Below are 15,987 nucleotides of genomic sequence, written 5' to 3'. Positions count from 1 at the left end.
CAACGTCATGGAAATTAAAGACTTATTGATCCCGGAACTAGAACAGGAAATAGCAATCACTGAAAAATTTTTGAAGCGTATTCCTAAAGATAAATTGGATTGGAGACCACATGAGAAATCAATGACCCTAAAGCAATTGGGGAGCCATTTGGCAGAATTGCCCAGTTGGATCGTAGGAACAATGACCCAGGACGGAATGACCATGGATGATTATAAACCGCCAATAAACGAAAATGTGGATGAAATGCTTCACACCCTAACATCATCGGCAAAGGAAGCTGTGAATTCCTTAAAGGTTCCAAACAATGAGTATCACAAAACTTGGAAGATGGAAAAAGGTGGGCAGACTCTTATGGAAATGCCTAAATACAATGTGCTACGGGGTATGGTGTTTAACCAGATTCCACATCATAGGGCACAGTTGGGAGTATATCTTAGGTTGTTAGACCAGTCTGTTCCCGCAACCTATGGTCCATCTGCCGATGAACAGGTTTAGGGAGAGGGCTTTAGCTGTACCCAATGGGAGGTTCAAGGACAGATTTTCAATTTAATGTAGGATTATGGAGTAGATTGTAAAACAGCTTCACAATCAGTGAGATAAGAAAAATTGGGCTTTTGTAGTTGGGGTGAAAAAAATGAGTATCTTTGCGCCCGCATTTAGGCTGCTTAGATGCGTTTAAAAATTAAATATGGGAGTAACAAAAAACATAGCTATTATAGCTCACGTTGACCACGGTAAAACAACCTTGGTAGATAAAATAATGTATCATTGTCAACTGTTCAGGGAAAATCAGAACACTGGTGACCTAATTTTGGACAACAATGATCTGGAGAGGGAAAGAGGTATTACCATTACCTCCAAGAACGTTTCGGTAGTATACAAGGATACGAAGATCAATATTATTGATACCCCTGGTCACGCCGATTTTGGTGGTGAGGTAGAGCGTGTACTAAATATGGCAGACGGAGTACTTTTATTGGTGGATGCCTTTGAAGGACCTATGCCACAAACGCGTTTTGTGCTTCAAAAAGCTATTGACCTTGGTTTAAAGCCATGTGTGGTGGTCAATAAGGTGGATAAGGAAAACTGTACTCCCGAGGAAGTACATGAAAAGGTTTTTGACCTTATGTTCGAATTGGGTGCTGAAGAGTGGCAATTGGATTTTCCAACCGTTTATGGTTCTGCCAAGAACAATTGGATGAGCGAGGATTGGAAAAATCAAACAGAAAACATAGAGCCCTTATTGGATATGGTTATAGAACATATCCCAACTTTTGAGCCTCAGGAGGGTAATACCCAAATGTTGATCACTTCTTTGGACTATTCCTCCTTTACAGGAAGGATCGCTATTGGAAGATTGCAGAGAGGGACATTAAAGGAAGGGCAGCAGGTTTCTTTGATAAAAAGAGATGGAAGCATAGTAAAATCCAAAATAAAGGAATTATATACTTTTGAAGGCTTGGGGCGTTTAAAGGTAGAGGAAGTGAGCACAGGGGATATTTGTGCTATCGTAGGTTTGGAAGGCTTTGAGATCGGGGATACCGTAGCGGATATAGAAAACCCGGAACAATTGAAGACCATTGCTATTGATGAGCCTACCATGAGTATGTTGTTCACCATTAACGATAGTCCGTTTTTTGGAAAGGACGGTAAATTTGTAACCTCAAGACATATCAATGACCGTTTACAAAGGGAGTTGGAGAAGAATTTGGCATTAAGGGTACATGAAACCGATAGTGCGGATAAATTTTTGGTTTTTGGTCGTGGGGTATTGCACCTTTCGGTACTTATTGAAACCATGAGAAGGGAAGGTTATGAATTGCAGATTGGACAGCCACAGGTAATCATTAAGGAAATTGATGGTGTAAAATGTGAGCCAATTGAGCAACTTACAATCGATTTGCCAGAAGAAGTTTCTGGAAAGGCCGTTGAAATGGTATCTATCCGTAAAGGGGAAATGACCAGCATGGAAGCCAAAGGAAATCGTATGGTCTGTGAGTTTTTAATTCCTTCACGTGGTATTATCGGTCTTAGAAACCAATTATTGACAGCCACTGCGGGAGAAGCTATTATGGCTCATAGATTTTTGGAATACCAGCCTATGAAAGGGGATATTCCCCAAAGACAAAATGGGTCCTTGGTATCTATGGAAACCGGGAAGTCCATTCCTTATTCTATTGATAAGTTACAGGATAGAGGTAAGTTTTTTGTAGATCCTGGTGAGGATATCTACGAAGGTCAGGTTATTGGCGAAAACTCAAGGGGAGATGATATGACGGTTAATATTACCAAAACCAAGAAATTGTCCAACGTGCGTTCTTCAGGGGCCGATGATAAGGCCAAGATTGTTCCGGCCATCAAGTTTTCTTTGGAAGAGGCTTTGGAATATATACAGAAAGATGAATATGTAGAGGTTACTCCAAAACATTTGCGTCTCAGAAAAATACACTTAACAGAGAATGAGCGCAAGCGTAATAAAATAGCCTAAGTGAATGGTTAAGTTAATATTAAAATCCCAGGTGTAAAATCTTGGGATTTTTTTTTAATTGGTTTGAAAGGATTGAGAGGTAATACCGACAAAGCAGATTTAAATTTAAAATTTAGGAGTATGGGAAAAGGTTTTTTAACGATATGTATGGCAGCTATCTTATTGTTGTCCAATGGTTGCAAGGAGCAACATAAGAAAGCCGATAAGACTGAAGTTTTCCCTGCAGAAGAGGGTTATCATATACCAGAGTCGTGGATTCAGAAACGTGTAGAGAAGGCCAATAAACGCTTGAATGCCAGTGAGGCAGGTAAAGTGATATGGGAGTCCATGGAAGCTCACGGAGGATTGGAGAAGTGGTTTGGTAACGGATATTTGTCTTTTAGGTTTAATTATCAGCCGTTGGACGGTTCTGTTCCCCGTGATACCTATCAAACAATTGATACTTGGAGCAACAAAGCAAGGCATTATAGCACAACCGACAGTACGGCAACTTATGGATGGGATGGGGAAAATGCCTGGGTGAAGACCAAGGATAGTACTGCTTTTAAGTATAATTTACGTTTTTGGGCACTTACCCCGTTATATTTGGCCGCACAACCACTAGTTTTGGATGGGGAAGGGGTAAATTTGGAACTTTTGCCCAAAGTAGTGTACAAGGACAAACCCCAAGAGGTGGTAAAAGTAACCTTCGATTCCGGTACTGGGGATGCTCCGGATGATTACTATATCTTGTATATGGACCAGGAGACACATCTTTTAACCGCACTTCGGTATATAGTTTCCTACCCAGGGTATTTTCCCGACGGAGGAAATAATCCGGAAAAATTTATGGAGCTGGTCAGTCTTAAAACGGTTGAGGGAATTGCTTTTCCTACAAAATTTTATACTTATTGGTCCACAGACAATGGTCATCCAAAGGGCGAGCCCATCACCAGTATTGAAATAAGTGATATCAAATTTCAAAAGCAATTGGAAGAAGGGTTCTTTGAGCGCCCTGAAGGAGGAGAACTTTTAAAAGGGCTCTAAATGATGCCATAAAAAAGGTGATTTGCCAATAGTGGAAATCACCTTTTTTTTGCTTTCTTATTGTAACCCAATATATATGAATACAGGGGGGCGCTTTACATGGTGGTTTAAAAGCTTGTCGCTAATGTACCAAGGCTTTTTTATTGTAGGCCGCCGCTGCCGCACCAATTATCCCGGCATGATTTTGTAGTTTAGCAGGGATTACGGGAGTTTCTATGTTGATATAATCCTTAAACTGTTTCCAATTTTTGGAGGTTCCACCTCCTAGAATAATAAGGTCCGGAGAGATGATCAATTCTACCAATTCCAAAAAAACATTGAAGCGTTTGCCCCATTTTTTATAGCTGAGGTCTTCTCTTTCTTTGGCGGAGGCTGCAGCCCATAATTCTATCTTATCGTATTTTTTGTAAGGTATTTGTCCCAATTCATAATTTGGTAACAATTCACCATTAAAAAATACGCCACTGCCCAGGCCTGTTCCTATGGTAATCATGGCAACTAGCCCATCCTTGCCTTTTCCTACTCCATAGTTCATGGAAGCATAGCCTGCCGCATCGGCATCGTTGACTACGGTAACCGGTAGGCCGGTAGCTTCACTAAAGAGCTCGTTTACATTAACGCCGGCCCATTTTTTATGTAGATTTCCAGGTGTTTTACAGATTCCCTTTTTAATAACGGTTGGAAATCCACAACCAATAGGCCCCTTGTAGTTAAAGTGCTCCGCAATTTTGGCAACTACTTCGGCCATAGGCTTTGGTTTGCGCGATTTTGGAGTGGGTATTCTAAACCGTTCCGTAATCATTTCTCCGGTTTCCATATTCACTATAGCTCCTTTTATGCCTGAGCCACCGACATCAATTCCGAGGATTTCCATGTATTAATTTGTAATTATTGCGAACAAAGTAACAAAAAACTTTTTTAGTTAAGGAATCTTTATATTTTTTTGAGTCGTTCCAGTAAGGGTGTTTGGTAGCTTTTGTAAACTTAAATTCGCTGTTGTTGTTACTATTTATTTTGAGGTATAAAGACCTTTATTGCCTTTTTCAAGTTTTGGCAAAAGCTCTGCCACTAGGTTTGGCCTATCATGGGCTATGTTTACCGTCTCGTTGGGATCTTTTAAATGATCGTATAGTTCTATCATGGGGTTTTCGGATCTATAGTATTTGGTTAAGCGGTATCGTTCTGTGCGTAGGCTAATACCATTTCTGTAATAGCTATAGGCCATTGGAGCTACAGTAGGTTGATTCCCGTCCAAAATTGCTTTATAACTCTCACCGTCAACCTTGTTTTTAGGTTTAAGGTTGCACAATTCCAACAAAGTGGGGTAGATGTCCACTGTTTCCATAACGGTATTTACTTTTTTGGCTTGATGGGATGCATATGGCGACCTTATAATAAGTGCGCTTTTTAGGGCGTTTTCAAATAGGGTGTGCTTGCCCCAAACCCGTTGGTCGCCCAAATGCCAACCGTGGTCTCCCCAGATAACAATAATGGTGTTCTTGTCCATTTCCAAGGTCTTTAATTCTTTCCAGAGTTCACCAATCTGTGCGTCTATATAGCTAATAGAGGCATAGTAGGCGTGCCGTAATTTTTTGGCGTACTCTTGGGAAGCCTGCTTGGTCAAATTTGGATGTTCTTCACCTAGAGCATACTGATTGAACTCTCCACTGTTATGCAGGCTATTTAGGTTGATGTTTTTTGGTATTTCTGGATTGGGTGATAGTGGAATATCGTCCCGTTTATAGAGGTCCCAATACTTTTTTGGGGCATTGAAGGGCAGATGCGGCTTAAAAAAACCTACGCCCATAAAAAATGGCTGTTTTTGCTTTTTAAGTTCCCGAAGCTTGGCAACGGCAAGTTGTGTAGTAAGTCCGTCCGGGTAGCCATCATCATTCACTTCACCTGCTTCGTAAGGCTTCACCTGTTTTTTTAGGCTTTGCCGGTTCTCTCCGTTGGCATAGGCAAAAAAAGCATTCCATCCTGTTTCCCATTTGCCAGGGTTGAACAGCAATTCGTTCCAACTATGGGGCAATTCTTTTTGGGAAGATACTTCCTCTTCATAACCGTATACGTAACCATCGGCAGAGTGACTAATTTTCCCAATACCTACAGTGTAATAGCCGTTTTGTTTTAGCTGGTGTATAAAACTCTCGGGAGTTTTGCCTTCTGGTTTATGGGTCAATTCCTTTTCAATGGCATCATTCCGAAGGTGAAGGGGTTTGGTGGGCCGCATACCGGTCAATAGGGCGTATCGGGAGGCCCCGCAGGTGGGAACCTGTACAAAATGATTGGTAAACAATGCCCCTTCTGAAGCCAATGCATCCATGTTGGGAGATTGCACTATGGGATTGCCGTAGGCACCTAATTCTGTTCGTAGGTCGTCCACGGCAATAAACAATACATTGGGTGCTTTAGGCTCTTGGGCGCAACTGCTGCTAATTGTTAAAAGGAGGGTTAAAGCGAAAAGGAAGGGTGTTTTTTTTAATCGGTTTGGCATGGATTATTATAGTTTTAGTGTTTGTAATGGATTAAAATACAACGTTTGGTTGGGTTAGGCCAGTCGCCCTGATTTCTTAAGGAAATCGAAAATCAATTTATCAACCCTAGAAACCTTATCACGGTCTTTATATTGTAACCAGACTATCTGGTCGGTTTCTGCGAAAGCTGTGGGAACACCCGAAAAACTGGCACTATAGGCAGTGGTTCTTGTTAAAATCCCTGGTTTGTATTCCTCAGCTTCGGCTTCAAAAATACCAATAAATTGAAAAGTGGTGATATCCAACTCTATTTGTAGGACATCGGCAATTCGTTTTTGTAATGTCATGGCATCAGAGGTTCCTTTTTGCTTTTTTCCTCCAGGAAAGGAATAATATGGCTGCTCCTTGCTTCCTAGCAATAGGACACGTTGGTTTATAATATATATCCACGCCAGCTTGTCAATAACATCGGCCGATGGTTCTATGTAATAGTCTATGGAGTTGAGGGAGTGGTTTTTATCAATTAAATTAAGGAATTTATCCATTGTTTTTCCAAAGTAGCTGAGGGTGCCCAGCTTGTTATTCCTGCCTAGGGCACTGGAAATTGTCTCGTCCCGATTGCCAAATTTATATCCGTTCTTTTTTATCCATAACAGGTTTAATAGATGCTGCATGGTTACATTGCCCAACTGGTCAATGGAGATGGCAATGTTTAGGAGGTACTCACCAATCCCAACAATCCCTTTTTTGAAAAATTTGTAAAACAGCCCATAGACAAAGCCCAAGGGGATGGTGATGATAAAGAGAAATATGGAAATAAAGAATAGAATAATTCCTATAAGCGGGGTTACTTTTTTATCGGCACGAAATACTTGTTTTTTAAAAATCATTGGCCCTGGTTGGTTTTTAAAGGTAAAAAATATTTCTGCAGAAAAAAATACTGTTTACCCTATGATGAAGGTGCTTCGTAAAAGAACATGCATATAATCTATGATGTGCCAATAAGAGTGTTAAATAAATATTATATTTGAATAAAAATATTCTTATTGGGATGTTCTCACAATTAATTTCTGATTATATAATGTTGGCATTCCGCGTAATCCATTCCTATCTTGTTCCCCGTGTGTAATCCTGTTGTTTCTAACCCTTAAAAAACTCTGTCAATGAAAAATTACATTGCGCTTACCCTTGGTATGTTTATTTTAATCCTTATGTCCTGTAATAGCAATAAAAGGGAGGGACAAGCCCAGGTTTTGGTCTTTTCTAAAACTATGGGGTATAAACATGCTTCCATTCCAACAGGATTGGAGGCTATTCAAAAATTGGGATCGGAAAATGGTTTTTTAGTGGATACCACCAAAAATGCAGCGGTTTTTAACGATGAAGACCTAAAGAAGTATTCTGCTATAATTTTCCTAAGTACCACAGGTAATATCTTGGATGCCAAGCAAGAGGCGGCTTTTGAAAGGTATATTCAATCTGGAGGTGGATTTGTTGGGGTACATGCTGCCACAGATACCGAATATGATTGGGGTTGGTACGGAAAGTTGGTAGGGGCCTATTTTGACAGTCACCCAGCTGGAACCCCGGAAGCAGATTTTGTGATTAAGGAAAAGAATTTTGCAGCTACAAATATGTTCACCGATTCTATTTGGCACCGGGCGGATGAGCTTTATAATTTTAAAAAGCTTAACCCAGATGTGAAGGTGTTGATGACTGTGGATGAGAGCACTTATAAGGGAGGAAAAAATGGAGAGCACCACCCTATGAGTTGGTACCATGAATACGATGGGGGTCGTGCTTTTTATACGGCTCTGGGCCATACGAAAGAGAGTTTTTCCGAGGAATTGTTCTTAAAACACTTGTTAGGAGGAATTCAGTATGCCATTGGCGATAATGAAGTTCTTGACTATAGTAAGGTTATTAGTCAAATTCCACCAGATTCGGATCGTTTTACCAAGGTGCCTTTGAGTGTAGGAGGGTTTTTTGAACCAACCGAAATGGCTATACTCCCAAATAATGATATCCTAATTTCGCAGAGAAGGGGTGAGATTATGCTGTATAAGGCCGCAACGGAAGAGTTGTCCCAAGTAGGTTTTTTGGATGTTTACCATAAAACCTTAAATACCCCTAATGTAAATGCTGAGGAAGGATTGATGGGGTTGCAAAGAGATCCCGATTTTGAAAAAAATCATTGGATCTATGTGTATTATAGTCCTACCGGTGATAAGTGGGTAAATAGGCTATCCCGTTTTAAGTTTGAGAGTGATGTTTTTGATATGGCCTCGGAGCAGATCATATTGGAGGTAGACAGTCAGCGGGAAATATGTTGCCACACTGCTGGCTCCATAGCTTTTGGTCCGGATAATATGTTGTATTTGTCTACTGGTGATAACAGTACTCCATTTAATGAAAAAGGAGCAAAGTATACCAATAAGGGCTATGCTCCCTTGAACGATTTGGAAGGAAAAGAGCAATATGATGCCCGTAGGTCTTCTGGGAATACCAATGATCTAAGGGGTAAGATATTGCGTATAAAAGTAAACGAGGACGGAAGTTATAGCATCCCGGAGGGTAATTTGTTCCCTGAGGGTACGGCAAAGACCCGTCCAGAAATATTTACCATGGGTCATCGGAATCCATATAGAATTTCGGTAGACCCCAAAAAGGGGTATGTATATTGGGGGGATGTTGGTCCGGATGCAAGAATAGACAGTATGGAAACCAGGGGTCCCAGAGGTTATGATGAGATGAACCAGGCCAGGGAAGCCGGAAACTTTGGCTGGCCCTTATTTGTTGCCGACAACAAGCCGTACCGCAGTTATAATTATGCTACAGGCGAAAGTGGAGAAGCTTTTGATCCTGAAAAGCCTATAAACGATTCAAGAAATAATACGGGACTTAGGGTGCTTCCCAAGGCCATGCCGGCATATGGGTTTTATCCCTATGTGGCATCACAGGAATTTCCACAAATTGGAACAGGTGGTAGAAATGCCATGGCAGGACCTGTGTATTATTCAGATCTATACAACGGACCCAATGCTCTGCCGGAGTATTATGATGGAAAGGTATTGGTATATGATTGGATAAGGGGCTGGATGATGGCTGTTAGCTTGTTTCCCAACGGGGAATTTAATAAGATGGAACCTTTTGCAGATGAAATAAAGCTGAACAACCTCATAGATATGGAGGTAGGTACGGATGGTAGGGTCTATCTATTGGAATACGGTAGCGGCTGGTTCTCTAAAAATGATGACGCTGCCCTAAGTTATATTGAATATAATGGGGGTAATAGACCTCCGCTTATTGAAAAGCTAGTAGTGGATAAGACTTCCGGTCCCTTGCCTCTTGCCGTTAAGGCACGGGTCTTGGCAAAGGACCGCGAGCAGGATGCCATGCACTATGTGTGGGATTTGGGGAATGGGGAAACCAAAGAGACTACCAAGCCTGAAATCGCTTATACCTATGAAGAGCCCGGGGATTATTTTATTTCGGTTTCGGTTGTAGATAAAAAAGAGGCTTCTGCAAAAAGCGAGGCCGTGAACCTGGTAGTAGGGAACTCCAGACCACAGCTGTCTATTGAGATCAGTGGTGGAGATGAAAAATTGTTTACTCCAGGGGTGCCAGTAAAATACTCGGTATCGGTTACTGACCCGGATACTTCGGACATTGATGAGAACAATATTTTTGTTTCGGTTGATTATTTAGAAAGTTTGGACGAGGCTTCCATGTCATTGGGGCATCAGGAAGTGTCCGCTGCCGTTACCGGTAAGGCGTTGACCATGGCTTTGGATTGTAAAACCTGTCACAAGGAAAAGGAAAAGTCGGTAGGCCCCATGTATAAGGATGTTGCCGAAAAGTATAAAAATGACAAAAAGGCCATGAATTACCTGCAGAAAAAGATAATATCTGGCGGTAGTGGCGTTTGGGGTGAGGTTACCATGCCAGCACATCCCAATTTGACCAAAGATGAGGCTCGACAAATTTCGGCCTATATACTGTCCTTGGCCAATACCGGGATGAAAAAGAAGTCTTTGCCGGCTTCAGGAAGTATTGACCCCAATCCTCCTAAAGGGAATACTGTAATGGTGATCACTGCCAGTTATACCGATAATGGGGAAGTAAATGTAAAACCTTTGACGGGCTCCAAGTCCGTTGTGCTAAAAGCTAAGGCCAAGTCCAAATAGTAGGTTGTTTTATTCTGGATTTTCTAAGTAAAACAGGGCCCTAAAAATCGTATAATATGTACGATTTTTAGGGTTTTTTATTTTGGGTTGGGCCAACAGCTATTTGATAAACAATAGTTTTGGCCGGCCAATTGTTTTTAACTTGGTCTAAGTGTTTTGTTGATAGTATTAAATAGCCCGTTGAATGACTTCAAATACCTTGTTTCCGTTACATTTTAGGGTTTTGGAAGGGTATTTTAGGATAAGGGCATAGTCATGGGTGGCCATGAGAATGGTCCTTCCCGTTTTGTTGATGTCCTGAAGTACTTTCATAACTTCCACGCTTGTCTGTGGGTCCAAGTTGCCCGTAGGTTCGTCGGCCAAAATTAAATCAGGGTCGTTTAGAAGGGCACGTGCAATAGCAATGCGTTGTTGTTCCCCGCCAGAAAGTTCATGTGGAAATTTAAAGCCCTTGGTTTTCATGCCTACTTTTTCCAGCACATCCTCGATCTTGGCGTTCATTTTGCTCTGATCTTTCCATCCTGTGGCCTTTAGTACAAAAATGAGATTGTTGTTGATATTGCGATCGGGCAATAGTTTAAAATCCTGAAAAACCACACCCAGTTTCCTTCTTAAATAGGGGATTTGGTGTTCCTTTAAGGTTTTTAGATCAAAGTCAACAATTTGTCCGGTTCCCTGCTTCAAAGGAAGATCACCATAGAGGGTCTTCATAAAACTACTTTTTCCGCTACCGGTCTTTCCGATCAAGTAAACAAATTCACCTTTTTTTATCTCTAGGCTTATATCGTTCAATACCAAGTTTTCTCCTTGAAATACGGCTACATCCTTTAGCTGCAATATGCTTTCGCTCATAGTTCCTAATGTTGATATAAATGTAATAAGTTCCTGTTGAAATAAACCAAATCTTCTTAAAAAATCTTTTTCTTTATCATATACTTGAGGACAATATTTATCGTTATATAATTTAAATACGGTAATTCTTAACTGTTAGAGAACATTATGCTAAGAAAAAAAACCGCTGTATTACTGTGCTTTGTTGGGTCCGTATTTTTTGTATCGGCCCAGGAAACCAAGATTTATACGCATGACCAGAAGGACTATCAAGAGGCCTTGGCATTGTATAATAATAAGCAGTATCAAGCAGCCCAAACAATCTTTGAGAAAGTAAAAAACAACACTAGGGATGAAGAGACCCAGGCCAATAGTGCTTATTACGCCGCCAATGCGGCCATTCGCCTAAATCAGTTGGGGGCAGATAGGATGATGGAAGATTTTGTGGAGCACTATCCAACCTCTACCAAACGCAATTCTGCCTATTTGGATGTGGCCGACTATTATTTTGAAACCGGTAAATACCCCTATGCCTTAAAATGGTACAAAAAGGTAGACCAAAGTTCCATGTCCAGAAAGGATAAGGAGCGGTTTAATTTTAATAACGGGTATGCCTTATTCTCATCTAACAAGCCCAAGGAGGCAGAACGATACCTTAACCAGGTAACCACATCTACAACCTATGGCTCCCAAGCCAAATATTATCTGGGTTATATTGCTTACCAGCAAGATGACTATGCCCAGGCCAATCAGCGTTTTGATCAAATTGCCGATCAAGAGTTGTTAGAGGAAAAGTTGTCCTACTATCAGGCAGATATGAATTTTAAACTGGGGAAGTTTGAAGAAGCCATAGCACTGGCCAAAAAACAACTGCCCAAGTCTGATCGTTATGAAATATCGGAACTCAATAAAATTATTGGCGAAAGCTATTTCAATTTAAAACAATATGCCAATGCCATTCCTTACTTAAAGGAATATAAGGGTAAAAGAGGAAAATGGAGCAACACGGATTATTATCTATTGGGCTATTCCTATTATATGCAAGGCGATTATGCCAATGGGGTACAACAGTTTAATAAAATAATAGATGGCAATAACAGTGTTTCCCAAAATGCCTATTATCATTTAGCGGAATGTTACCTTAAATTAGATAAAAAACAGGAGGCCTTAAATGCCTTTAGAAACGCATCCCAAATGGATTTTAATACGGAAATTCAAAAAGATGCCTATCTAAATTATGCACGTCTAAGCTATGAAATAGGCAATGCCTACGAACCTGTACCACAGGTGATGACCAACTATTTGGAACGATATCCCAATGACGATCATAAAGAGGAGATCCAGAATCTCTTGGTAGATTCCTATATTACTTCCAAGAATTTTGCCGGAGCCATGACGCTATTGGAGAATAACAAAAATTTTGCCTCTAAGGCCACCTACCAAAAGGTAGCGTTCTACAGAGGAGTGGAATTGTTCTTGGAAGCAAATTATGAGGAGGCTTCCAATGTTTTTCAAAAATCCTTGAACAATGCCGAAGATTCTTTCTTTGAGGCAAGAGCCAGTTATTGGAAGGCAGAGGCAGATTACGCCCTGAACCATTTTGAGGAGGCGGTAGCCGGTTACCTTCAGTTTAAAGGAAATCCAAGAGCTAGGGCTACCACAGAATTCAAGGAATTGTATTACAACTTGGCCTACGCTTATTTCAAATTAAAAGATTATTCCAATGCCATATCTTCCTTTGCCAGTTATTTGGAAAGCGGTAGCAGCGATGCAGTGAAATTGGATGATGCCTACTTGCGTTTGGGCGATAGTTATTTTGTAAGCAGAAAATATTGGCCAGCTATAGAGACCTATAACAAGGCTATAGCCCGTAAAAGCCCCGATAGCGATTATGCAGCCTATCAAAAGGCCATGAGTTATGGATTTGTAGATCGTAGTGCCACCAAGATCGAGGAGCTTTCCAATTTTGTGTCCAGATACCCAAAATCTACGCTTAAGGATGATGCCTTGTTTGAGCTGGCTAATTCCTATGTGAAGGCCAATAACACGGAACGGGGATTGCAGTTGTACGATGAATTGATACAAAGCTATAGAGGTAGTTCCTTGGTGCCCCAAGCCATGATGCGTCAAGGCCTGGTACATTACAATGCCAATAGGAACGAACAGGCCCTGGGCAAATTTAAGACTGTGGTGAGGGACTATCCCAACTCACAGGAGGCCATGCAGGCCGTTACCACTGCCAAACTTATTTATGTAGACCTTGGAAGGGTCAACGAGTATGCACAGTGGGTAAAAGGTTTGGATTTTGTGGAGGTCACTGATACCGAACTGGATAACGCCACCTACGAGTCGGCCGATAAACAATATATTGAAGGTAATTCCGAGGCTGCCATAAGGGGGTATGAACGTTATCTGAAAGAATTCCCCAACGGGATGAATGCCCTACAGGCCAACTTTAATTTGGCGCAGCTGTATTTTGCTAAAGACCAGAAAGAAAAGGCCTTGCCCTATTTTAAAAATGTGGCTTCCAAAGGGAATAATGAATATGCCGAACAGGCCCTTACAAGGGTTTGTGAGATTTATGTAGGTAAAAACAATTATGTAGCAGCCATTCCCTATTTGGAAGAATTGGAGTCCAAAGCGGAAATTCAACAGAACATCACCTTTGCACAATCTAACCTTATGAAGGGGTATTATGAGCAGTCCAATTATGCTAGGACCATTGAATATGCGGGTAAGGTGCTGTCTTCACCTAAAATAGACAACCGTATAAAGAGTGATGCCCACATTATGATTGCCAGATCGGCCATAAAAACCAATGATGAAAATAGGGCAGAGAAGGCTTATGCCGAAGTTTTAAAAATTGCCACAGGCGAATTGGCGGCCGAAGCCCTTTATTACGACGCCTATTTTAAAAACAAGGCAAATAATTATGAGGCTTCCAACACTTCGGTCCAAAAATTGGCCAAGGATTATGCCGGGTACAAGGAATGGAGTGCCAAGGGCCTTATTATTATGGCCAAAAACTTTTATGCCTTGGGAGATGCTTTTCAGGCCACCTATATCTTGGATAGTGTAATAGCTAATTTTGGAGATTATCCCGGTATTGTTGAACAGGCCAAACAGGAATCGGCCATAATAAAGGCAAAAGAAGCTCAGAGCAATTCCTCTATTAATCCAGAAGGAAATTAAAAATACCTTGCAAAAAGAACATTATATGCACAAGTACATCACAGTATTCATATTCGCTATTGTTGGTTTTGTACAGACCACAACAGCACAGGACGATAAAAAAGATATTGGTACGGAAACCGTCACGGTAGTTAAGGCCTATAGCCCAACCATATCGGATGCCTTTAAGGTGAAGTCCCTTCCTAGCCTTAATGATTCCATAGTATTGCAAAAAAAGCCAATAACCTACAGTATATTTTCTGTGCCGGTAGCCTCCACATTTACCCCTGCAAAGGGCAAGGCTTCAGGGGTAGAAAAAACACCTCCGGCAAAATTGTACAATACCTATGCATCGGTAGGGTTGGGCAACTATAACAATGCCTTGGTAGATTTTTACACCAGTAGCGCTATCAATAGGGATGAGCGACTGGATATTAGCCTAAATCACCATTCTTCGAGAGGGGAAATAGATGGGACTGCCTTGGACAACGTATTCTACAATACGAAATTGGAGGCGAATTACTCCAAAAAGGATAGGGATTTAAGTTGGGGAGCCCATATTGGGGGACAGCATCAATTGTATAATTGGTACGGGATTCCCAATGGATACTATACAGAGGAAGTGGTAAACGGTATAGATGAAAAACAGAATTATTTTAATGCCTATGCAGGCGCTTTTATAAGTCTGGAGGATTCTTTTTTTAAAGGAGCCAACCTCTTGTTTAGGCGATTTTGGGATGCAACTAAATCTGGAGAGAACAGGGCAGTGTTGGAACCTACTATTGAGGTTCCCCTGTCCGATGAGCTGTTGACAGTGAAGACCAAGATAGACTATCTTGGGGGGCAGTTTAAAAACAGTGAGGTGAGCAATGAATCCAATTTGCCAGGAATAGACTATGCACACCTACAGGCGGGAATTAACCCCAATATTAAAATTTTAAGGGATAATCTAAGCCTTAATCTAGGGGTGAATTTGGTCTATGGCATGGATTTAGAGAATAGTGAGGGCAACTTCTATATTTACCCCAAGGTAACGGCATCCTATCGTTTGTTAGACGAGGTAGCTGTTGCCTATGGGGGAATTGAAGGGGAGTTGAAACAAAATTCGTTCTACAGTTTTGTAGAGGAGAATCCGTATGTGTCACCCACCTTGGACCTTCAGCCTACAGATCAGCAATACGATGGTTATATTGGATTAAAAGGGCAATTACTGCCAAATCTGAGCTACAATGTTAAAGGATCTTATAAGGCCGAGAATAGAAAACCACTCTTTATGCTTAATCCGGAAAACACTACAAGAACAGATGACAAAGGATATTACTACGGCAATAGTTTTCAGGTTTTTTATGATGACGTAAAAACCTTGGGTGTTTTTGGGGAAATTAATATAGACATAAATCGCAATTTTAGTTTGGGTGTCAATGCCCAGGTGTACGATTACGACACGGAAACCGATAACCCTGCTTGGAATTTGCCGGGACTTACCGCTTCTACCTTCTTGGATTATCAAATTGGGGAGCAATGGTTTATGGGAGCTAATCTTTTTTATGTAGGTGAGCGCGATGATTTGGAAACAATTGCTTCGCCGGGGACATTACCAGAAGATTTTACAATGACCCCAGTAACTTTAAAAAGTTATTTTGATGCCAATGCACATATTGGTTACCGATTTGACGATCAACTATCCATTTTTGCAAGAGCTAATAATATAGCCAACCAGAACTATATGAAATGGAACAATTATAGGGTTCAGGGCTTTCAGGTTTTGGCCGGAGTTACCTATAAATTTGATCTGTAAGAGGTTTA

The 15,987-nt window shown here is 41.1% G+C and carries 10 protein-coding genes; 6 read left to right on the top strand and 4 right to left on the bottom strand.

Features of this window, described 5'->3' with window-relative positions; genetic code table 11:
* Positions 1-7: 7 nt before the first annotated feature.
* From EHW67_RS11135 to EHW67_RS11125, 3 genes are all read left to right on the top strand, one after another.
* Entirely contained in the window at positions 8-496 is a 489-nt protein-coding gene (locus EHW67_RS11135; RefSeq protein WP_126162449.1) for a DinB family protein, read from the top strand.
* Between the two features lie 193 nt (positions 497-689).
* Positions 690-2,489, top strand: a complete 1,800-nt coding sequence (typA, locus tag EHW67_RS11130; protein WP_126162448.1) for a translational GTPase TypA — start codon at positions 690-692, stop codon at positions 2,487-2,489.
* 120 nt (positions 2,490-2,609) lie between these two features.
* Entirely contained in the window at positions 2,610-3,515 is a 906-nt protein-coding gene (locus tag EHW67_RS11125) for a hypothetical protein (protein ID WP_126162447.1), read from the top strand.
* Between the two features lie 121 nt (positions 3,516-3,636).
* Here the strand turns inward: EHW67_RS11125 and ppgK are convergent, their stop codons facing one another.
* The 3 genes from ppgK to EHW67_RS11110 all read right to left on the bottom strand — a co-directional run bounded on the left by ppgK (position 3,637) and on the right by EHW67_RS11110 (position 6,882).
* Positions 3,637-4,389 (bottom strand): polyphosphate--glucose phosphotransferase, encoded by a 753-nt coding sequence (gene ppgK / locus EHW67_RS11120; protein ID WP_126162446.1) that lies wholly within the window; start codon positions 4,387-4,389, stop codon positions 3,637-3,639.
* Between the two features lie 135 nt (positions 4,390-4,524).
* Positions 4,525-6,012 (bottom strand): sulfatase, encoded by a 1,488-nt coding sequence (locus EHW67_RS11115; RefSeq protein ID WP_126162445.1) that lies wholly within the window; start codon positions 6,010-6,012, stop codon positions 4,525-4,527.
* Between the two features lie 54 nt (positions 6,013-6,066).
* Complete coding sequence (locus EHW67_RS11110) at positions 6,067-6,882, bottom strand: NUDIX hydrolase (protein ID WP_126162444.1); 816 nt, start codon at positions 6,880-6,882, stop codon at positions 6,067-6,069.
* A 273-nt stretch (positions 6,883-7,155) separates the two neighbouring features.
* Between EHW67_RS11110 and EHW67_RS11105 the strand changes: the two genes are divergently transcribed.
* A complete protein-coding gene (locus EHW67_RS11105; protein ID WP_126162443.1) occupies positions 7,156-10,179 on the top strand; it encodes a ThuA domain-containing protein in 3,024 nt (1,007 codons plus the stop codon).
* Positions 10,180-10,347: 168 nt separating this feature from the next.
* Here the strand turns inward: EHW67_RS11105 and EHW67_RS11100 are convergent, their stop codons facing one another.
* Positions 10,348-11,031, bottom strand: coding sequence for a cell division ATP-binding protein FtsE (locus tag EHW67_RS11100; protein WP_126162442.1), 684 nt, complete (start codon positions 11,029-11,031; stop codon positions 10,348-10,350).
* Between the two features lie 147 nt (positions 11,032-11,178).
* Between EHW67_RS11100 and EHW67_RS11095 the strand changes: the two genes are divergently transcribed.
* Positions 11,179-14,202 (top strand): tetratricopeptide repeat protein, encoded by a 3,024-nt coding sequence (locus tag EHW67_RS11095; RefSeq protein ID WP_126162441.1) that lies wholly within the window; start codon positions 11,179-11,181, stop codon positions 14,200-14,202.
* 25 nt (positions 14,203-14,227) lie between these two features.
* On the top strand, positions 14,228-15,979 hold the full coding sequence (locus tag EHW67_RS11090) for a TonB-dependent receptor domain-containing protein (protein WP_126162440.1): 1,752 nt from the start codon (positions 14,228-14,230) through the stop codon (positions 15,977-15,979).
* The last annotated feature ends 8 nt before the right edge of the window (positions 15,980-15,987 follow it).

The organism is Arenibacter aquaticus, assembly GCF_003957295.1.
GTDB lineage: Bacteria > Bacteroidota > Bacteroidia > Flavobacteriales > Flavobacteriaceae > Arenibacter > Arenibacter aquaticus.
Note: the sequence above shows the minus strand (reverse complement) of the source record. Positions and strands in the feature narration are given on the sequence as shown.